The organism is Bradyrhizobium sp. HKCCYLRH3099 (assembly GCF_051167855.1).
In the GTDB taxonomy this organism is placed as follows: domain Bacteria; phylum Pseudomonadota; class Alphaproteobacteria; order Rhizobiales; family Xanthobacteraceae; genus Bradyrhizobium.
Map to the genome: position 1 here is coordinate 131,110 of NZ_JBNPTW010000004.1, position 20,149 is coordinate 151,258.

Annotated in this window: 11 protein-coding genes; 1 reads left to right on the plus strand and 10 read right to left on the minus strand. The window is 65.6% G+C overall.

The genetic code is table 11. From position 1 onward, the window contains the following. Positions 1-143: 143 nt before the first annotated feature. Positions 144-1,604: a caspase family protein gene (locus ACQR1Y_RS11340; protein ID WP_434858988.1), complete on the minus strand. Its 1,461-nt coding sequence runs from the start codon at positions 1,602-1,604 to the stop codon at positions 144-146. 198 nt (positions 1,605-1,802) lie between these two features. Further along, the gene (locus tag ACQR1Y_RS11345) at positions 1,803-2,693 is read right to left on the minus strand and encodes a DMT family transporter (protein ID WP_434877254.1); all 891 of its coding nucleotides are present in this window, start codon (positions 2,691-2,693) and stop codon (positions 1,803-1,805) included. A gap of 195 nt (positions 2,694-2,888) precedes the next feature. On the opposite strand from ACQR1Y_RS11345, the gene ACQR1Y_RS11350 reads away from it, so the two are divergent. Then, positions 2,889-3,104 (plus strand): hypothetical protein, encoded by a 216-nt coding sequence (locus ACQR1Y_RS11350; RefSeq protein ID WP_434858986.1) that lies wholly within the window; start codon positions 2,889-2,891, stop codon positions 3,102-3,104. Positions 3,105-3,112: 8 nt separating this feature from the next. Here ACQR1Y_RS11350 and ACQR1Y_RS11355 read toward each other — a convergent pair whose 3' ends face one another. From ACQR1Y_RS11355 to ACQR1Y_RS11390, 8 genes are all read right to left on the minus strand, one after another. Continuing rightward, entirely contained in the window at positions 3,113-3,580 is a 468-nt protein-coding gene (locus ACQR1Y_RS11355; RefSeq protein WP_434858985.1) for a hypothetical protein, read from the minus strand. Positions 3,581-3,602: 22 nt separating this feature from the next. Continuing rightward, positions 3,603-3,953, minus strand: coding sequence for a hypothetical protein (locus tag ACQR1Y_RS11360; RefSeq protein ID WP_434858984.1), 351 nt, complete (start codon positions 3,951-3,953; stop codon positions 3,603-3,605). A 312-nt stretch (positions 3,954-4,265) separates the two neighbouring features. Beyond that, on the minus strand, positions 4,266-4,859 hold the full coding sequence (locus ACQR1Y_RS11365; RefSeq protein ID WP_434858983.1) for a formyltransferase family protein: 594 nt from the start codon (positions 4,857-4,859) through the stop codon (positions 4,266-4,268). A gap of 675 nt (positions 4,860-5,534) precedes the next feature. Then, the gene (locus tag ACQR1Y_RS11370) at positions 5,535-9,767 is read right to left on the minus strand and encodes a sulfotransferase (protein WP_434877255.1); all 4,233 of its coding nucleotides are present in this window, start codon (positions 9,765-9,767) and stop codon (positions 5,535-5,537) included. Positions 9,768-9,973: 206 nt separating this feature from the next. Next, positions 9,974-11,722, minus strand: coding sequence for a hypothetical protein (locus ACQR1Y_RS11375; protein ID WP_434858981.1), 1,749 nt, complete (start codon positions 11,720-11,722; stop codon positions 9,974-9,976). Between the two features lie 459 nt (positions 11,723-12,181). After that, positions 12,182-15,475 (minus strand): beta strand repeat-containing protein, encoded by a 3,294-nt coding sequence (locus ACQR1Y_RS11380; RefSeq protein WP_434877256.1) that lies wholly within the window; start codon positions 15,473-15,475, stop codon positions 12,182-12,184. A gap of 539 nt (positions 15,476-16,014) precedes the next feature. After that, the gene (locus ACQR1Y_RS11385) at positions 16,015-18,129 is read right to left on the minus strand and encodes an autotransporter strand-loop-strand O-heptosyltransferase (protein ID WP_434877257.1); all 2,115 of its coding nucleotides are present in this window, start codon (positions 18,127-18,129) and stop codon (positions 16,015-16,017) included. A 67-nt stretch (positions 18,130-18,196) separates the two neighbouring features. Further along, entirely contained in the window at positions 18,197-20,146 is a 1,950-nt protein-coding gene (locus ACQR1Y_RS11390; RefSeq protein ID WP_434877258.1) for an HlyD family type I secretion periplasmic adaptor subunit, read from the minus strand. Between the last annotated feature and the right edge of the window lie 3 nt (positions 20,147-20,149).

A 20,149-nucleotide genomic window follows, 5' to 3' on the forward strand; every position in this document is an offset into this window, starting at 1 on the left:
TGTCATCCGGCGCCATGATGTCGCGGCTGGATGACGCGCCGATCGGCGTGGATCAGATCGGCTGTCGCGGCCGACCGGTGTCTTCTCACAGGCAGCAAAAAGCCCGTGCCTCGCGGCACGGGCTGACATGCAAGGTCGGGCGATCAGCGGCGCAGTGCGCTGCCGAGAACTCCGCCCATCATGCCGCCGATGAAGGCCGCGCCTGCGGCGTTGCCGGCGTTGTCCTGGGGCGGAGGATTGCGATAGACCGGCGCTCCCTGCGGCGGCGGGCTGCCGGCGGCGACATTGCCGGCCGGCTTTTGGCGGCGGGGCTTGGCTTCATCGCCCACGGCCGCGGTGGCCGGCGCCGGCTGCGGTTCGGCCAGCAGGGCCTTGTGCTGCAGCTTGGTGAGGAAGCCGGTCGACGGATAGCCGCGAGCGGCCTGCCAGCGCTTCATGACGCTGCGGGTCTCGTCGTCGAACACGCCCGTCATCTTGGTGTCGAAGCCCAGGCCCGTCAGGCGGCGCTGCACGTCGCGGCGCTTGGTCTTGTCGAGGCCGATCTGATCCTCGCTGACCTGGGTGCCTTCCTCGGTAAAGGTGGCGGGATCGACGCCCTTGCCGACATTGCGGGTCGCGGTGTTCACGGCGCCGCTTTCGATCGAGGCAATGCGGGCCATCGCCAGCGACTTGAACTGACCGTTCGGATAGGTCGCGAGATAGGCGTTGAGCTCCTCCGGCTTGTTGGAGTCCTTCACCGAGCGCCAGAACTCGAGCTCAGCCTCGCCAGAGCTCTGGCCGGCCGCCGCGGCCACCGGCGTGGTGCCGGCGGTAGCCGCCGTCGCGGCAGGCGCGGCCGCTGGATTGAGATAGACCGCGCCGATCAGGTTGGTGTGACCCCAGGGCAGCTGGCCCTTGCTGGTCTCCTCATTGACCTGGGCGCGGACCGCCGTCATCGCCTGCTGGATCTCGATGCCGGGCTGGGCGATGTGCGAGATCAGCGCGCGGGTGAACGGGCTGTTGCCGCCGGCGTCGCCGTCGAGCGCGGTCTGTCCGGGACCGGTCGCAAACGCGATCAACGTGCCTTCGCCGGATTTCATTTCGGCAAGGCCCGTCTGCACGGAGACGCTGCGCGTCGGCGAGTTCGACTTGATCTTGGCGGCAAACGGGTTGTCGCGGCAGGCGTCCAGGAACACCAGCTTGACCTTCGCATCGCCCATGGTCTGGTCGAGCGTGACATCGATGTTGATCGCCGAGCCGAGTTTGACGTCCATTTCGGACTTGAGGTCGGCGTCGACCGGCAACAGGTAGTTGGTACCGGCGATCGCGATGCCATGGCCGGCGTAATAGAACACCGCGATGTCGGCACCTTGCGCCTTGCGACCGAAATCCAGCAGCTTCTCGGTCATCTTGTCGCGCGTGAGGTTGGTGCCTTCGACGACGTCGAAGCCGACATTTCGCAGGGTTGCCGCCATGGCCTTGGCATCGACCGGCGGGTTCGGCAATTGGGCCACGCTCTTATAGGCGCCGTTGCCGACGACGAAGGCGACGCGGCGGTCGGCCTTGGCGGCTTGGGCGGTCAGCACCACGCAGAGCAGGGACAGGGCGATGGTGAAGTAGCGCATCAGGAGATCCCCCAACGATCAGGCGAAGCGTTCACTGCAGCATTTGTCGCTCAATGGCGCGAAAAGTCTTGTTCCCAAAGAAAAAATCACCGTTCTGCCACAAACGAGTTCGCGAGTGTTGCGCCTCACCCACGCCGATCGCGTGTAGGCCCTCGTGGTTCGTGACCTCGGTCACGCCCGAACGGTATCTATCGGCGCTCAGCGCCCCGCCGAACTGCCGACCGCGACGGGTCTAGTCTGCGGTGGCCGCAGGTTGACGAGGTTTGCCGCCAGAATCAGGGCGGCCCCGACCAGGGTCAATGCGTCCAGCCGTTCCGAGTACACCAGCCAGCCCACGGTCGCCGTCAACGGCACGCGCAGGAAATCCATCGGGATCACGATCGTCGCGTCGGCATAGAGCAGCGCGCGCGCCATGCAGAAGTGCGAGAACGTGCCGCACAGGGCGACCAGGACGATCCAGCCCCACGCCGTGGCGGACGGCCAGGTCCACAGCAGCAGCGTCGGAACCAGGCCAGCGACGGATTGCACGGCGAGCATCCAGAAGATGATCGAGACGGTCGGCTCGGTGCGTGTGAGGTATTTGACCAGCGCGATCGAGATGCCAAAGCCGACGGCGGCAGCCAGCGCGATGAGCTGGCCCGGATTGATCGCGCCCGTGTCGGGACGAACGATGACGACGACGCCGACCAGGCCCAGCACGATTGCCAGCAGCTTGAATAGCGTCAGGCGTTCGCCGAGAAAGGCGGCTGCGAGCAGCGCCGTCCAGATCGGCATCGTGAACTCGATGGCGACGACCTGGCCGATCGGGATCAATGTAAGCGCGAAGAACCAGCCGAGCTGCGCGCCGTAGTGCACGAGGTTGCGGCCGGCATGGAGCTTCAGCCGGGTCGTGCGCAAGGTCGCAAAACCGCCGCTCAGCGCGATCACGGGCCAGAGCATCACGAGGCCGATGAGGCAGCGCAGCTCCATCAGCTCGAAGACGTTCATCTCGCGCATGGCTTCGCGGCCGGCCACCGCCATCACCAGCATGAGGCTGAGCCATCCCGTCATCCACAGCGCGGCCATCAGTTTCGAAGCGGGACGGTGCATTAGCTCGCTGTCAGGAAGGGCTGGTAATGCCGGGCTGTATCACCTCGGCTGTCCGACATTGCAAACGAATTGAATGCCGCGCTGCATCAAGGCGCGCAGCGGAACTTGGCCGTCCGCAGCTTAGAAAATCGTGGAGTGTGGGCGCGTTTCGTCCTAAAGCCGCCGCCTCGAAACAACCAGGGCAGAGCTTCCGACATGACCGAACGCGCCGCTTCAGCCGACTTCGTCACCGCTTTCGCCACCGGCTGGCCGGAGCGCGAACCGCATCTCATGGTGCTGTCGCTGACCACTCACAAGGGCGTGCAGGACTTTGCGATGACCCGGGAACAGGCGCTTCTGGTCGCCAAGACGATCAAGCGGACCGCCGCGCAGTTGGCGCCGGCGCCCAACGCCGGTGCCAAGCGCGCCTGAGCGGGCCGCTATCGCGACAGCGAGATATTGGCGGCGCGGAACTGGCTGTCGGCCCGGATCGAAACCGACTGCTTGTTGCCGCGGGTGCTGAGCGCGATGTTGGCGTTGAAGCCCGCGGTGGTCGCGAGCAACTGGAAATTGCCGCCGCCGCCGCGGCCCTGCAGCACACCGCTGACGCCGCGGCTGGTCTCGGTCCAGCTGCCGGAGATGGCAGACCCTTCCGCGAGAACGTCGGCCTGCAGCCCGAACTTGTAGGCGTCGCTCGCGCAGGTCAGGACCAGGGTCATGCGCGCGCCGGATACGCCGTAGGTGGCCCGGCAGCGAATTCGCTCGGTCGATCCATCCTCGAGCGCCACGGTGCCGCTGCCGCCCCAGGTCCCGGCCAGGCCGGTGAACGGGCCGGGATCGGCCCGACCAGGCGAGGCGGCGAAAACGCCGGTTAAAACGAAGGCGGCGGCCATCAGCCGCCGCGCCATTCCCGAAGAAATGAAGTTGTCTTCAGAGCCGGGACGCCTGCCAGCGGCCGCTGCAGGGGATGCCTGCCGACGCGCCGTTCCACTTGCCCGAACCAGAATTGCCGTTGAGCTGCCCATTTGCATATGCGCCATTGATCGAGACCTTCACGAGGCCCTCGCGCCCGATCGATCCTGACACGTTGGCCCCCGCCGCGGAGATCTTACCGTCTGCCACGATCAGGGTCGAGCTAGCCGTCGGCTCGCAGCTGCCGCTATTCGTCACGATCGTGACTTGCCACTGGCCGTCATAGGGTGACTGAGCGAATGCGGGGGCGGCCGAGCTGCCCACCAGGATCGACGCGGCCAAGGCCATTCCAATGCGATCGAGACCCATGTCTCTTTGTCCCTCAATGTCTGTGATGCAAAGCTTATTTGGACGAATTGTGACGAAAATTTGCCGCGTCGCCGCAATGGATTTTTATTGAGGAGTTTCAGCTTGTTAAGGATTAATGCGGAACCCGGCCTTGAGTCATTCGGGCGGCCGTGTGGACGTTTTGTGCCTTCGCGTGCCGCATGAACATACCGCTGTCACAGCCTTGTGCCGACAGCGCTCAGGCGCGATTTCGCCCGCGCATACGTTGTGAGACCGTTCGAAAAGCGGGCCTCGGCGGCGTCGAGGATGTGATGCGAGGCCGCGATCGGCCGCTCAGTGCGGCGTCAGGCTGGGCGCCTTGGTGGCGAACTGCTCGTCCTGCGGCTTGGCCGGAATCGTCCCGGTCGCCTTGGCTGATTCGACGACGTCGCCGAGCAGCTTGAGGCCGAGCGGCGCCAGCGCGCGCTCCCACAGCTCACGCGCGGTTTCGCCCTTCTTGACGAAGCACCAATCCTGGGCGGCGATGGCGCCGGCGTCCATGCGGTCGGCCAGATGGTAGATCGTGCCGCCGGCGATCGCGTCGCCTTCCTTGATCGTCCACTCCACCGCCGCGATGCCGCGGTGGCGCGGCAGCAGCGACGGATGGTAGCCGATGCCGCCCAGCCGGGCGGCCGCAACCGCCTCCTGGGTGACGCGGGCATGGCTGTGCGCCGTGACGATCAGGTCCGTGCCGGGAGCGATCTCGCTGGCCGGGACGACCTTCGGATTGGCCTGGACCACCACCTCGATCCCGGCCGCGCGCGCTGCGGCTGCAAGCCGGTCCTCGCCGTCATGCACCACCACGCGGGCGATCTCGATGTCTCTCTCGCGCAGCATGTTCAGTGTGGCGACACCGAAATGGCGGGAGCCGACGAGGGTGATGCGCATGGCCAGGGATCTTCCACGGTTTGGGGCAGGGTCGTGCCGGTTGGGGGCACCAGACCGGCGACAATCGGGTCAAACCAAGCCTTGGCGTCCAGGTCAAGCACCTGCTGACGCTTCATCACAGCCCTGCTTTCCCGGCCCGATGGCAACGCCTCGATGCCGCGCGATCGCCGGTTCCCGCTGCGGTAGGCATGGAGAGGGCGACGAGACAAGGCCCGGTCCGAACCAGGGCGTTGTCGAAGATTGACCGAGCGCGCTGCAATCCCCGGGTTCCGTATGGCATCGTTTGGCCGGATGGTCAGGAGGCGAACGCGCATCACAAGGAGTGCGGTCAGGCGCCATGTCGGCGGGAGGCGCGGACAGCTCACGCCGAACTAACGAGACGAACTATCTGCTGATGAGAAGGGGGCGAGGTGGTTCGCTCGAAGCGCGATGTGCGTTTGGGCGAACTGCGAACGAGAATCGCCCAAAGACACCCGCTCTGCCATATAATCAACCTATGATTGTGTAATTAGTTTGTCGTCTGCGTAGTAAAACCGAGGCGACGGCATATGACGAAGATAATTTCTTAAAGAGCCTGACGCACAATGATCGAGCCGCTCCGCCGCGCGGCCGGATAGCCGGGTGCCGCGCCTGTCACCGATCCCTGGGCAACAGCACCCGGTTATTTGCCGGCGGTCATGCGCTCTCCGGCGCCGGCGTAGAGGCATCGAGTCCGAGCGCCTCGCGCAGCGGTCCGAGATGTTTCTCGTAGCGCCGCCAGCTGCCGATGGAGCGGCGATAGATCGGCTCACGGACCTGCATCAGGCTCGCGGTGCGCACGGTCCGCTCGGTCCGGTGGAAATCCAGGCAGGACTCCTCCCAGTCGAGCCCGCAATGCGCGAGCACGCGGCGGGAGACGCCTTCGAGGTCATCGACGAGATCCTCGTACTGGACGTCCATCAGGATTCCCGGCGGCAGCACCTTGTGCCAGTGCTCCATCACGCCCTCATAGCCCCGGAAGTAGTGACCGAGCTCGGTGAGGTCATAGGCGAAGGGCTGGGCGCCGGTGAACAGCAGCTGATAGCATGAGATGCAATTGTCCAGCGGGTCGCGCCTTGTGTTGATGATCCTGGCGCGCGGGAACGCGGCATGGATCAGGCCGACGAACAGGAAGTTCAGCGGCATCTTGTCGACGATATGCTGGGCCTCGGGCGCCAGCGGACGCACGCGGGCGGTGTACTGCTGTCCCAGCCGCGTCATCTCCTCCGGCGGCAGGAGTGCGATCAGATCGGGGTACTCCGGAGCCACCTTCTGCCGGCCGGCGCATTCGCCGACCAGTTCCTTGAAGGTCTCGAGCTCGCCCGCGCCGAAAACCTTGGAATGGCTCGCCAGCACCTGTTCCATCAGCGTGGTTCCGGAGCGCGGCATGCCGACGATGAAGATCGGCGCCCAGGAGTCGTCACCCTGACCGGCAACGGACCGGAAAAACTCGGGGGTGAAGCGCGCGGCGACGTTCTTCATCATGCCGAGCCGCTGATGGGAGTCGTAGTCGAAGCTCTTGCGCTTGAGCGTGTTCGCCTGCTGCAGATGCGAAAAGGCGGCGTCGTAGTCCTTCAGATCGGACAGCGCCTTGCCCATCGCGAAGTGCGCCGCAATCTGCTTCTCCTGGTCGAGCTGGTCGATGCGCTCGATCAGTCCCCGCAAGCCGGTCAGCCTGGGATCATCGGGCTTGAACTTGTTCATGTTCGCCAGGTTGAGATGGATCGAGGCGTCGTCGGGCGCCAGCTCGAGCGCCTTGGCGAACGCCGCGGTCGCCTCCTCGAAGCGCCCGAGCGCCTGATAGGCGACGCCGAGATTGTTGTAGGAGCCGAACCGCTCCGGCTTGATCTTGATGGCCAGGAGGTTCTGCTCGATCGACTCCTCCAGCCGGTTGAGCTCGAGGAAGGCGTTGCCGAGATTGCCATAGGCGTCGGCGTAGTCGGGCCGGCTCGCGATCGCGCGCTGGTAGTGCTCGACCGCGCGCTCGCGATGGCCCTGGCGCAGCAGCACGTTGGCGATGTTGTTGTGGGTCTCGGCGTGCTCGGGGCTGACGTCGAGAACCTTGAGATAATGCCGCGCGGCCTCGATGTCCTTACCTGCCGTGTAGAGCAGGTTGCCGAGCGCGAAATGCGCATCGAGGTGCTGCGGCTTGTTGTCGATTGCGCGGCGGAGCAGGGCCATCGCTTCATCGACGAGACCCTGGCTCTGCCGGACCATCGCAAAGGCATAGAGAATGCCGGGATGACTCGGCGACAGCGCGAGGGCCGTCTCGTAGTGCTGCACCGCAACGTCATAGCGGCCGGCGGAGGCCTCGACGGCGCCGATGCTGCCATGGGCCTCGGCGGACTTGTCGTTGACCGCGACCGCGCGCTCGAAAAGCTCCTTGGCCTCATCCAGGCGATTGGCAGTGGTGCAGATCATGCCGAGGCCTATCAACGCGCCGAAATGGTTCGGCTGGCCTGCGCGGATCAACCGGAAGATTGCTTCGGCATCCTTGTGGTCGCCACGGCCCTGGAGCTTCTTGGCGACGACAGCGGCGTCATCTGCGAGCGATTGCTGCGTTCCGGTTGTCTCGAACGACAGAGGCGGGGCCTCCGCAGGCGACGTCACCACGGGCGGGGCCGCCTTTGCCGGCTGAGACTGCGTCGTCCCGGCAATGGCCTCCGCGATTGCTGGCCGCAGAGCCTCGGTTCCGAGCGCGTCGAGCAAAGGCCGCAGTCCATCGCCATACATCCGCCAGCGGCCCACCGATCCGGTGAACAGCGGTTTGCGGACCTGGACGAGGCTCGCGGTGTTGACCGGACGCTTGGTCTGATGGAACGACAGGCAGGCCTCGTTCCATTCGAGCCCGCTATGGGCCACGATCTTGCGCGCGTGCGGCTCGAAGTCGCGCACGACATCCTCGTACGTGACTTCGAGCATGACGCCGTCCGGCAAGACATCGCGCCAGTGCTTCATCAGCGCCTCGTAGGCCCGGTAGTAGCGTCCGAGCTCGGCGAGGTCATAGGCGAAGGGCTGCGGTTCGGCGAAAAGCTGAGTGTAGCAGGACAGGCAGGTGTCGATCGGATTGCGCCGGACGTGAATGATGCGTGCGTTCGGCAACGCGAGATGGATCAGCCCGGCAAACAGGAAGTTCGACGGCATTTTGTCGACGATGCGCTGCGTCTCGGCCGGAAGGTTTTGAAACCGGTCGAGATAGGCGCGCGCAAGCGTCGAGATGTCAGCATCTGCGAGCTTGGCGAGCATCTCCGGGAAGTCGCCACGGGTGCGGTCGCTAAAGAGCGCCGCGGCGGCCGCGAAGAAATTGATCTCGCCGGCGCCATGGACCGCCGGATGGCTGGCGAGGATCTGCTCGATCAGGCTGGTGCCCGAGCGCGGCATGCCGATCACGAAGACCGGTGCCTGCGATGCATCGCCGTGGCCGGCGCGCGCCCTTATCGCGTCCTTGGAGAACACCGCCCGAATGCGCTCGATCTGGCGGAGCGCCTGGTTCTCATCGTAGTTGATGCGGCGGCGCTCGAGGCCGTTGCCGGCATTGAGGTGCAGAAGGGATCGTTCGCCGTCCCTGACGTCGGCGTAGGCGCGGCCAAGGGTGAAGTGTAGCGCGATGCGGGCGTCTTCGGTGAGCGTCTCCGCGCTCGATGCCAGGTCCTGCAGCGCCGGCCAGCGTGGATCGTCGACGGCGAACGGCTTGACCACGCTGTAGTTGAGGTGCGTGCCGATGCTGCGCGGGTTGACGGCGAGGGCGGTTTCGTAGGTGCGCGCTGCGTCCTCGATCCGGCCGACGATCGTCAGGACGCCCGCGAGATGGTTCATCGTCGTGGTGTCGCGGGGATCGTGCGCGAGAGCGGCCTGATATCCGGCGATGGCCTCGTCGTACCGCTGCGCGTTGCGCAGCGAGTCGGCGCGATTGCGGTGGGCCACGGCATAGTCCGGTCGCAGCCGCAACGCTTCGTCATAGTGGGACAAGGCACCCTCGTGCCGGCCAGACGACTCCAGGGCATTGGCGAGATTGTTATGCGCTTCGGGAAAGTCCGGTCGCAGAGCGATCGCGCGCTCGTAGTGGAAAATCGCCGCCGGCCAGCTCTTAGTATCGAGGTGAATATTGCCGAGATTGTAATGCGCCTCGGCAAGTTGCGGGCTCAATGCGAGCGCCCTCTGCAAGTGGCGAATGGCGGCATCGCGTTCGCCAAGCGCCTGATGACAGCCGCCGAGATTGAGCAGGACCGTCGGCATGTTGGAGTCGATCGCGAGAGCGCGAGTGTAATGAGTGATCGCGTCCGCATGCCGGCCGAGCTGCCGGCAGGCATCACCGAGACTGCTGGCGGCCGCCGCGAATTGCGGCCTTGCCGCAAGCGCCGCGGCGTGATGCGCCGCCGCCTTCTCGAACTGGCCGAGCCGCTGCAGCGCAAGGCCGAGCGCCTGGTGCAGATCCGGGTTCGCATCGTCGATGGACAGCGCCCCTTCGAGATGCTGGACGGCCGCCGCGGGATCCCCCAGGCCGTAGAGCGCGCCGCCGAGCAGCAGGCGGGGTTCGACCGACGAGTCGTCCAGCGCGGCGGCGCGCGCGAAATGCGATGTCGCCTTGGCGAGGTCGCCCAATGCCGCGAACGCCTTTCCTACGGTCAACTGCAGGTCTGCCGACTCGCCCGCCACGTCCGCGGCCCGGTCCAGCAGCGTTCGGGCCTCCCGGGCGTCACCGAGTTGGAGACGGACAGTGGCAAGACCGCACAGGGTGCGGAAATGCGTCGGCTGAAGCGCGAGCACCTTGCGGTAGGCCTCCTCGGCAACCTGCAGGGCGCGATCGTCGATCGGGGACGGATGTAGCCTGCTGGCGTCGGTCGATGCCGGCACGAGTCGAGGACGGAAGGCGAGGGCTGGCTCGTTCATGATCACAACTTACGAAGTGTTCGACAGAAGGAGTTGTCGTGGTGGAATGAAGCGAAACGGAGGCTCGGCGGAGCCGATCGCGGCCGCGTCACTTGCAGTTCGCGAAAGCATCTTGCGGACAATCGCAGGATCTCGCGGGACGCACCGAAGCCGGCGCGGACCGAGGGGGTCTGCGCCGGCTTGGATAGGTCGCCGTGGTTGGGACGTCAGGCCCACATGTGATGCATCGCATGATGATGCGACATATCGGGCGCCGCCGTTGCAGCCGCCGCCGTACTAGCCGTTGCGGCCGCTGCCGTGTGGTGGCTGCTATGGCAATGGTGGTGGTGCATGTTGTTGGTGTTGCCGCCAGTGGTCGGCGGTGGCGTCGTGGGGGCCGGAGTCGTCGGAGCAGGCGTCGTCGGAGCAGGGGTGGTCGGCGTCGGTGTCGTGGGCGCCGGGGTGGTCGGAGCAGCGGCCGCACCGCCGGTGCCGTTGGCGATGTTCGGGTTGGCGCCCGCCGGCATACCGGTGCCCTGGGCAATGCCGTTCACCGCAGTGGCCGTCACGAAGCTCGTTGCCGAGGTGACATAGTCCGATCCGCCGATCGCGATGTTGTTGCCGGCGATGTCGCCGGCGTTGCCGATGTAGTTCGCAGCGGCAGCCTTCAGCATCGCCTGATCGGTCGCCAGGGCGGCACCCGTGTCGCCGTTCATGATGCCCATCAGGGCCTTCGTGGCCATGATGGTGTCGGACTGCAGAGCTCCGGCGACGAGCTCGTCGTCGAACCGGCCCTTGAACACCGCCCCCTGCGCCATGTCGAACGCGGCGCCGAAGTTCTGGTAGTTCGTGATCTGGTCGATCAGGGCCTGCGATGCCGTCCCTGTTCCATTGGCGACCGCGACGAGCTTCGCACCCAGCGTGTTACCCTCGGCGAGGAAGTTGGCCCAGAAATTGGTCTGCGCCTGATTGTCCTGGAAGCGCGTGACGGTTCCGGTCAGGCCGCCCGGCATTTCCGAGAAGCCGCCGATGTGCCCCGGTGCGCCGGTGCCGCCCGCCGCTTTGTTGAGCGCCTCGTCGTTCTGGAACACGTCGATCATGTCGACGATATTGTCAGCGGAGCCGCGCAGAGCCGTCGGATTGGCCATCGTCTCGGCGACGTTGTAGTTGTTCAGCTGCAGGTTTGCCTGGCTGAGCAGCGTCATGAGATGAAGCGTCGTCGTCTGCGCCGCAACGGAGGTCTGGCCGGCTTCGATCGCGGCGAGCTTCGCCGGATCGTTCAGGATCGCCTGAAGGCCCTGCGTGATCGCCGTGAAGTCGGCCTGCACCTGGTTGATGTTGTTGGCGCTCATGCCGCCCAGCGAGAGGTCGGCGACCGCATTGAACACCGTGCCGATGGCGGTCAGGTCGCCGGCTGCGGCCGCGGCAAGACTGGTCGCGCTGTCGTTGCCGGCAGGAAGGCTCTGAAACGCCACGTCCATGGCACCGGTGTTGGCCAGGAACTGAACGTTGTTAAGCGCCGATGCCAGATGCGCATCACCCTGGATCTGCGCCAGGATCTGCATCTGCACGTTGTGAATGGTCTGGTCGGCCTCGGCCAGCGTCGCCGGGTTGGTCGTCAGCGGCGCCGCGTTGATCAGCGTCGTGATCTCGTTCGAGACCTGGGTGAGCACCGCGGTGTCGGTGGCGTTCAGGGTGAACGACTTGCCGCCGATCGTGACGTCGCCGGGATTGGCCAACATCGCGTTGATGTCGTTCTGCACGGCATGCAGGTCGGTGGTGTAGCTGCCGAGGAACGGGTTGGAGTTGCCACTGTTCTGCGGCGTCGACCACAGGCCGGTCGAAATACGAACCGCGTCGTTGAACACGACGCCGGCCTGGACGAGGTCGGTCGACAGGTTGAGCGCCGAGGCGCGCACCAGAAGATTGGACGTGCCATTCGCCAGCGCCGTCGGGTTGAATGTATTGGCTGCCATCAGAACTATCTCCCCAAGTTTCAACCCGGCGTCAGCTGCTTGGCGTCGTCACAGCACGCGGGCGTTGATCGGGCGGCGACGTCTCGTTCACTCCTTCGCAGAGCGGGCGAAATGTCGCAGCCTCAAAGCACCTGGGAATTATTTGCTCCAATGGGGCCAAAAGAAGCGTCGCGGAGTCCTCAAATATGATGTTGTTCGGGCATGCGTCCGCTGTCGCACCGAGGTCACGGCAGCGCGTAGAAGCGTTCTAACCCGTTGATTTTAGTCGTGGCATCTCCGCAACATTGGCTGCGCGCGACGTTACGACACACGGTCCGGACAAGAAGTTGCCCCGATGTGACGAGGGTTCCGCGGACGCTCCTTGGAATTATTCCAACACGAGCCGACTCGGGCTCGTGCGGAATGATGTGTGCATCCGAAGCCGCGGATGTGGGCGAGGCGTGCCATCCGTGACGGCCCTCAGTGCCACATGTGATAGAGCGCGTGATGCTGCGACATATCGGGCGCTGCGGCCGCGGCCTGGCTCGTATGGGCTCCTGCGCTGTGATCATGATGATGCTGATGCTCACAGGAATGCGCGGCAGCGCTGCCGTTGTTTGCTGCGGTGGTGCCGCCCGACGACGCGCCAGCCGTGCCACCTGCAGCCGAGCCGCCATGTCCGGTCGCAGCACCTCCTCCCGCGCTTCCAGCCGTGCTGGTGCCTGCTGCCGCGGTGCCGCCGGTGCCATTTGCGAGGTTCGGTGTGGCCGTGACGGGGATCGTGCCTTGCGCGGTGCCCTTGATCGACGTCGCCGTTGAGACCGTCGTTGCGGTGCCGACATAGGTGCCGCCATTGACGGGGATGTTGTTGCCGGACACATCCATCGCGTCGGCCGCGAAGCCTTGGCCGGCTGCCGCGATCATCGCCTTGTCGGCGGCAAGCGCCGCGCCAGTGTCGCCGTTGAGGATGCCTTGCAGACCCTTCACCGCCGCCGCCGTGTCGGCCTCGAGCGTGCCGCTGAGCAGCTCATTGTCGAAGCGGCCCTGGAAGACGGCGCCCTGCGCGGCATCGAAATTGGCGCCGAACTGCTGGTAGTTCTGGATCTGCGTGATCAGCGCGGCACTGGCCTGGGCCCCGCCGGTCGAGATCTTCTGCAGTGTGGCGTTGATGGTGTTGGCCTCCGCCAGGAAGGCCGCCCAGAAGTTCGTCTGCGCCTGGTTGTCCTGGAACCTGGTCACGGTCCCGGTCAATCCACCGGGATCCTCGGCGAAACCGCCGGCATGACCCGCATTGCCGTTGCCGCCTGCAGCCATGTTGAGGTTGGTGTCGCCCTGAACGATGTCGATGATGTCGAGCAGATTGTCGGCGGTGCCGCGGAGAGCGGCCTGATTCCCGGTGGTCGCCGCCTGATCATATTTGTTGAGCTGCAGGTTGATCTGTCCGAGCGCCGTCTGCAGATGGATCGTCGTCAGCGCCGCTGCGTTCGCGGTTTCGCCGGCCTCGATCTGCGCGAGCTGAGTCTGGTTGTTGAGGATGGCCGTCAGGCCGCTTGCGACCGCCGTGAGGTCGGTGTGAACCTCCTGGACATTCCCGGTGTTGATGCCGCCGGACGCGAGCTCGACAGCCTTGTTGAACACGAGCCCGACATCCTTCAGGCTGTTGCCGGCCGTCGCGGCTGCAAGGCTTGCCGGATCGTCTGCGCCCGCCGGCGACGTCTGGAACGCGACGTCCTGGCCGCCGGTATTGGCGAGGAAGGGCACGTTGTTGAGTGCGTTGGCCAGATGCGCATCGTTGTGGATCTCACCAAGGATCTCCTGTTGCAGGGCATGGATCGTCTGGCTTGCGGCGGAATGCGTGGTCGCGTTGGCGAATTGACCCGCGGCCTGGAGCAGGGTGCCGAGCTGGCCCTCGACATTGGTGAGAACCGCCGTGTCGGTGGCGTTGAGCGCAAACGTCTTGCCGCCGAGGGTGACCTGGCCGGGATTGGCGAGCATCGCCGCGATGTCGGTCTGCACCGCCGTGATGTCGGCCTGATAGCTCGTCAGGAAAGCGGGTGAGTTGCCGCTGTTGGCGAGGCTGAACAGACCGAGCGAGGCGCGCACCGCATCGTTGAAGACAACGCCAGCCTGCACCAGATCGGTCGAATGCTGGATCGCCGTGGCGCGGGTCAAGAGGTTCGAGGTGCCGTTGGCGAGCGCGGTGGGGCTGAAGTTCACCGGTGTGGTGTGCATTCCGCCGGTGCCCGTCCCTCCGCCGCCCGTGCTCGGTGGCGTCGTTGTGGTTCCGCCCGTGCCATTGGCGATGTTGGGCGTCGCCGTCACCGGGATCGTGCCCTGGGCAAGGCCGTGCACGGAGGTGGCCGTCGACACCGTCGTTGCCGAGCCGACATAGGTCGCGCCGCCGATGGCGATGTTGTTGCCTGAGACATCCATGGCGTCGGCCGCAAAGCCTTGGCCAGCCGCTGCGAGCATCGCCTTGTCGGCCGCGAGGGCCGCGCCCGTGTCGCCGTTCAAGATGCCCTGCAGGCCTTTCACCGCGGCCGCCGAGTCGGCCTCGAGCGTGCCGCTCAGCAACTCATTGTCGAAGCGGCCGCGGAACACGGCCCCCTGCGCCGCATCGAAATTGGCGCCGAACTGCTGATAGTTCTGTATCTGCGAGACCAGTGCCGCGCTGGCTTGCGCGCCGCCGGTCGAGATCTTCTGCAGCGTCGCATTGATGGTGTTGGCCTCCGCCAGGAAGGCTGCCCAGAAGTTCGTTTGCGCCTGGTTGTCCTGGAACTTGGTGACCGTCCCGGTCAGCCCGCCCGGATCCTCGGCGAAGCCGCCGGCATGGCCCGGCGTGCCGTTGCCGCCCGCGGCCATGTTCAGATTGGTGTCACCCTGGATGATGTCGATGGAGTCCAGCAGATTGTCCGCGGTGCCGCGCAACGCCGCCTGATTGCCGGTGGTCTCGGCCTTGGCATATTGGGTGAGCTCGAGATTGACCTGTCCGAGCACCGTCTGCAGATGGATCGTGGTCAGCGCCGCCGCATTCGCGGTCTCGCCATTCTCGATCTGCGCAAGCTGGGTCTTGTTGTTCAGGATGTTGGTCAGCCCCTGCGAGATCGCGGTGAGGTCCGTGGTGATCTCCTGCAGGTTGCCGGTGTGGATGCCGCCGGAGGCGAGATCGACCACCTTGTTGAAGACGAGGCCGACGTCCTTGAGCGTGTTGCCGGCCGTCGCAGCCGCCAGCGTGGCCGCATCATCAGCTCCGGCCGGCGCGTTCTGGAAGGCGACGTCCTGGCCGCCGGTGTTGGCAAGGAAATTGACTCCGTTCAGCGCGCCCGAGAGATGCGCATCGCCATTGATCTCCTGCAGGATCTCCTGCTGCACGGCGTGCAGCGTCTGGTCCGCGGCCGTGATCGTCGCCGCGTTGGTGGTCTGCCCGGCGGCCGTGATCAGCGTCGAGAGCTGCGCCTGCACGTTGGTGAGCACGGCCGTGTCGGTCGCGTTCAGCGTGAACGTCTGGCCGCCCAGCGTCACCTGCCCGGGATTGGCGAGCATCGCGGCAATGTCGTTCTGCACGGCGTGCAGATCGGTGGTGTAGCTGCCGAGGAAGGGATTGGAGTTGCCGCTGCCCGCCTGGGTGAACAGTCCGAGCGAGGCGCGGACGGCATCGTTGAACACCACGCCGGCCTGGACGAGGTCCGTCGACATGTTGAGCGCGGATGCGCGCACCAGCAGGTTCGACGTTCCGTTGGCCAGCGCCGTCGGATTGAAGGTGTTGTTCGCCATCGATCATCTCTCCCCAAGTTCATCCGGCGCCCCGCCGAGGGGCCGTTACCGAAACTGGCCGGGCGATGCGGATGCATCGGCCCCGCCGCAGCACGCCGCGCGGTCGACTTGCGCTTGCGCGAATGCGCCAAGCTGTCGCGCGCTGCTTTGTCGCAGCTGCGCTATTTGGTCGCAGCAATCGGGCCAAAACTGGCGTGGGGGAGTCCGCAATTATGTTGTTGTTCGGGCATCGCGAAGCTGTGAACGCTTCGCCATCCGAGCTGCCAAGTGATTGAATTTCAGTGGCAAGCAACAAATGCAGGTGCGGCCATCTGACGCGAATTGCATCTTCTCGTCAACATGCCGCCGCGATCCCGCCAGCGCCGGGGCTTTCCTGCGAATGGGTTGCAGGGGATGCGGCGTGCGTTCGAAAACGCGTCAGGAGATTTGGCTGACGTTCGGTTCGACCCGCTCTCCGAGAGACTAGACCCACGCTCCGAAAGAAACGTGTCCGGGTACGGAAGGCCGAAGTCGCCCGGAAGAACGCGCCGGCCGACTGCTCAGGACTGCGGAGCGGCCTGGCGCTGCGCAATCAGCGCGGCACGGATCTTCTGGAGCAGGCTGGTGTACAACTGGTTCCAGCCAGGATCCTGCGTGTTGGCGTCGAGCCCGCGCTTGGTGAGGCCGAGGCTGATGCGGTAGACGGCGAGCGCGCCATCGATATTGCCGAGAGGAACGAAGGCATCTCCGAGGCTCTGGTAGGACGTGGCCAGCGCCTGCGGCAGCGACGGATCGTTGGCTGCGATGTTGGACAGATGGGTCATCAGCGCGGTGTTGGCGCGTCGCTGCTCGAAGGCCTCGGCATGGCGGCCCTGGGCGGCGAGCACGTCGGCCAACAGAGCATGGCCCCAGGCAAGATCGCGGTGAAAGATGAGATTGCCGCGATGCGCGGCCGTGAGCTTCCGGATGATCGCCAGGCTCGCGGAGTAGGCGGCATGTGCGGCCTCGAGATTTCGCTGAACGAACAAGACAGCGCCGATCCTGTTCAAGGCAACCGACAGGTTGCGTTGAAAGCCGGCATTGTCAGGATCGGCTGTTGTCAGATGCCTGACGATCGCGATGCTGTCCTTGTAGTTCTCCAGCGCCGTCGGGAGATCACCGGCGGTGGCTGCCTGGTCTCCTGCCGCGATCCGAGCAGTCGCCTGGTCCAACAACCGGCCGGCGGCGACCGTCACGCCGACGGCGAGGCCGCCGCTTGGCACGTCGCCGGTTCGGCGCGCCAGCAGGGACGACAAGGCGATCGGCTGGTCATGCTCCGGCCGCCCGTCTGGAAACTCAGGGGGCTGACGCGGCTCGGCGGCCGCCGGATGGGAAGACGCTTCCGTTTGGGGCGGCAGTCCTTCTCCGAAGCCGGGAATCCGCCGCAGCACGCCTTCGACATGGTCAGCGGTGATCAGGCGGGTGCATTCGAACTGTCGGGGCGTGCCCTTCCAGCGCGGGCACCAGAAGAAGTCCTGATGGTCGAAGCGATGACGGCCGTCATTCCAGCAGCCATTGCAAACATGATGGTTGATGACGCGGTAGGGCGTTGCGAATTCGTTGATCGGATGGGTGAAGCCGCTGATCAGCGCCACCGGCGTGCCGACCGCCCAGGCGAGCCACGACAGGCCGGAGGAGAGGCCGACGAAGAACGCGGCATGCTTGAGCCAGCGCGCGCGCTCGGGCAGCGGCCGGTCACCGGTCTGATCCTCGGCCTCGGCGGGAATCTGTGTCCGGAACGCACCGTGGTGGCGGCTGGCGTGCTGGTCGATGCAAACCACGCGATAGCCGGTCTGCTTGAGGAAGGAGACGATTCGGTCCCAGCCGCCGGGATTGTTCCAGTGCTTGCAGCCGGTCGTGGCCTGCACGGCGATACAGACATAGGGCGCTTCGATCGGCCGGCTGTCGTCGTCGAGCGCCACGCGCGGCGGCCGTTCGGCCGGATCGACGCCGAGGATATAGGCGGCCGTGCGATGCAGGCCGACCTGCCGGAAATCGCAGGGCTGGTAGACCGACTGGGCGTCGTCGAAGAACAGGGCGACGGAGTAGGTGGCGTAGTATCGCTCGGCCTGGATTGCATCGGGCGCAATGAAGGTGATGTCCGGATAGGCGGCAGCGAACAGCGGGATCAACGCTTCGCCCAGCGCGCAGCTGAGGCGGCAGGAGTGCTGCTCCTTGAACTTCACCGCGTAGCTCATCCAGCCGATCACGTCGCCGATGGTGCCGACCGGAAACTGGATCAGCACGTCACGGTCGGTGGCGTCGTAATCGTGGCACAGCAGGCGTTCGGATCCGGACCAGACCTCCAGCCTGAACGGAATGAAATAGCGCTTGGCACTGTTGACGTGCCCGGACCGCAGGTCGATGTCGAACAGCAGGTTGGCCGTCTCGAGATCGCTCATCCGCACGCGCCAGGGCTGTCCGTTGTCCGGCAGCATGACGCGGCAGCCATCATTGAAGTCGAAGCGAAGCCCCCGTGGCCCCTCCTGGGTCGGCAGCGCCGAAGGCGGCGATAGCCGGGGCTTTTCCAGGCGATCGACAGCCTCGCGCGTGACGCTTGGCTCGGCGTCCGGCGCTCGCGCAGCCAGGGGCACCATCGCGGGATCGGAGGTGCGGGGAAAGCTTGCGACGTTCATGCTGATATCGCGGCTGCGGTCTGCGCTTTGCGTTGAAGATCTCGCAGACCGCGATGTGTCGAACCTCCTACTCCACGAAGGCGCGGCGCCATTGATCGAGTACCGGCTTCATCAGATAGCTGAGCATCGTACGGCTACCGGTCTGGACGAAGACCTCGGCCTGCATGCCCGGCATCAGATTGAGGTTGCCGAGCCGCTTCCGCTCCTCGTCTGACAACGTGATCCGGACCGTGTAGTAGGTCGAGCCAGACCGCTGGTCGTTGGTGATGTCGGGTGACACGAACGACACCTGGCCATTGAGCTGCGGCGTGGTGCGCTGGTTGAACGCATTGAAGCGGACCATCGCATCCTGGCCGTTGTGGACATGGTCGATGTCCTTGGGCTGGACATGCGCCTCGACCTGCAACTCGTCGGAGTCGGGCACCAGCTCCATCACCGTCTCGCCCGGCTTGATGACGCCACCGATGGTGTGAACGGCGAGCTGGTGGATGGTGCCGGAATTGGGCGCACGCATCTCGATGCGGTCGAGCTGATCGCGTGCGGCGACGCCCTTCTCGACGAGATCGCCTTCCTTGGCTTGGGCTTCGCCGAGATCCTTGACGACCTCGCTGCGGAAGTCCTGATCGATCTTGACGGTCTGCAACTCGGCTTCGCTGATCTTGGACCTGGTCTCGGCGACGCTGGACACGAGCTGGCCGCGTTCGCCGTCGATGCGCGCGGCCTCGCGCTGCAGCGTCGTCAGTCGCGTCAACGGCACGAGGCGCTTGTCGTAGAGATCCTGCACGCCGGCGAGTTCGCCCTTGATCAGGTCGATCTGCTTGTTCTTCGACTCCAGCTGGGACTCCATGCCGCTGATCTCGTTGTTAAGCTGGACGATGCGTCCCTGCAGCAGGTCCTTCTGGCTCTTGCGCGTGATCGCACGGGCCTTGAACAGCGCGTTTTCCGAGGCAATCACCGCGCGGACATGGGGATCGTCGGGACGTGACGTCAGCGTGGCCGGATACTCCGGCTGCTCCAGACCATCGCGCTCGGCGGACAGCCGGGCGATCTTGGCGCGCTGCTCGTTCAGCTGCTTGGTGATCGACTGCAGCTGGGCCTGGCTTTGGGTCGCGTCGAGCCGCACGAGAAGATCACCGGCGGCGACGCGCTTGCCGTTGTCGACCTTGATCTCCGCGACGATGCCGCCGGTCGGATGCTGGATCGCCTTCACGTTGGACTGCACCACGAGATTGCCGGGCACGACGATCGCGCCCGCGAGCGGCACCAGCGTCAGCCAGCCGCCGACGAGCACGCCGAACACGAGCAGCACGCGCAGGCCGAGGCGCAGTTCGTTCTCGAACATGCGGCCGACGCGTGGAACGAGCGACTCGTCCGAATCGTCGTCGAGATCGGCCGCCGTTCCCTGGGCGGCGATGAACGTCATTCCGGTGGTGAGCGCGGTGCCGGCCGTGTTCACCAGCCGCCCGGTCCGGGTCTGCGGCACGACAGGCGCATTCATCATGCGGGCGGGGAGGTTCTGTTGTCCCATCGTCCGTGCTGTCGCGCCGCCGAAGTCGGGATCCCGGCGTGCGTCTCTGAGATCCAGAACCGGTGCATTATGGGCTGGCAGCCGTCCGGCAGGCTGCCGTGAAGGTGGCGACAACTCCGGCTCGTAGGAGCGCGTCGGTGCGGGCGACTGCCACTCCATCTCGCGAATGCCCTCGCCGCGCCGCGCTCGGGGAGGGGGCGCGCCGAGGCCGAACAGCGAGAGCGACGCGTCGAGCGCGCGCCCCATCGTGCTGCCCTTTTTCTTGCGCGGCTTGGCGCGCGTCTGCTGCGGCGGCGTACGCCGACGCTTCTTTGCGCCGTCACGCGCATTGCGGCGATCACGCGGATCCGCCTCCGAGCCGTCATCGAACGCGCCCTGCAGCCGCTGCAGCTCGAGAATCAGCGCATCACCCTGCGGGCCGACGGCGCGGGTCTTCGGCCGCACATAGTTCTGGTCATCGAAGGGCCTGAAGTCGTTGATGTGTTTCATTGA

Excerpts from the sequence above, each read along its gene's own strand:
- ACQR1Y_RS11345 (WP_434877254.1), bottom strand. The coding sequence starts at position 2,693 with ATGCACCGTCCCGCTTCGAAACTGATGGCCGCGCTGTGGATGACGGGA.
- ACQR1Y_RS11340 (WP_434858988.1), bottom strand. The coding sequence starts at position 1,604 with ATGCGCTACTTCACCATCGCCCTGTCCCTGCTCTGCGTGGTGCTGACC.
- ACQR1Y_RS11360 (WP_434858984.1), bottom strand. The coding sequence starts at position 3,953 with ATGGGTCTCGATCGCATTGGAATGGCCTTGGCCGCGTCGATCCTGGTG.
- ACQR1Y_RS11380 (WP_434877256.1), bottom strand. The coding sequence starts at position 15,475 with ATGGCGAACAACACCTTCAATCCGACGGCGCTGGCCAACGGAACGTCG.
- ACQR1Y_RS11390 (WP_434877258.1), bottom strand. The coding sequence starts at position 20,146 with ATGAAACACATCAACGACTTCAGGCCCTTCGATGACCAGAACTATGTG.
- ACQR1Y_RS11375 (WP_434858981.1), bottom strand. The coding sequence starts at position 11,722 with ATGGCAGCCAATACATTCAACCCGACGGCGCTGGCGAATGGCACGTCC.
- ACQR1Y_RS11365 (WP_434858983.1), bottom strand. The coding sequence starts at position 4,859 with ATGCGCATCACCCTCGTCGGCTCCCGCCATTTCGGTGTCGCCACACTG.
- ACQR1Y_RS11350 (WP_434858986.1), top strand. The coding sequence starts at position 2,889 with ATGACCGAACGCGCCGCTTCAGCCGACTTCGTCACCGCTTTCGCCACC.
- ACQR1Y_RS11370 (WP_434877255.1), bottom strand. The coding sequence starts at position 9,767 with ATGAACGAGCCAGCCCTCGCCTTCCGTCCTCGACTCGTGCCGGCATCG.
- ACQR1Y_RS11385 (WP_434877257.1), bottom strand. The coding sequence starts at position 18,129 with ATGAACGTCGCAAGCTTTCCCCGCACCTCCGATCCCGCGATGGTGCCC.
- ACQR1Y_RS11355 (WP_434858985.1), bottom strand. The coding sequence starts at position 3,580 with ATGGCGCGGCGGCTGATGGCCGCCGCCTTCGTTTTAACCGGCGTTTTC.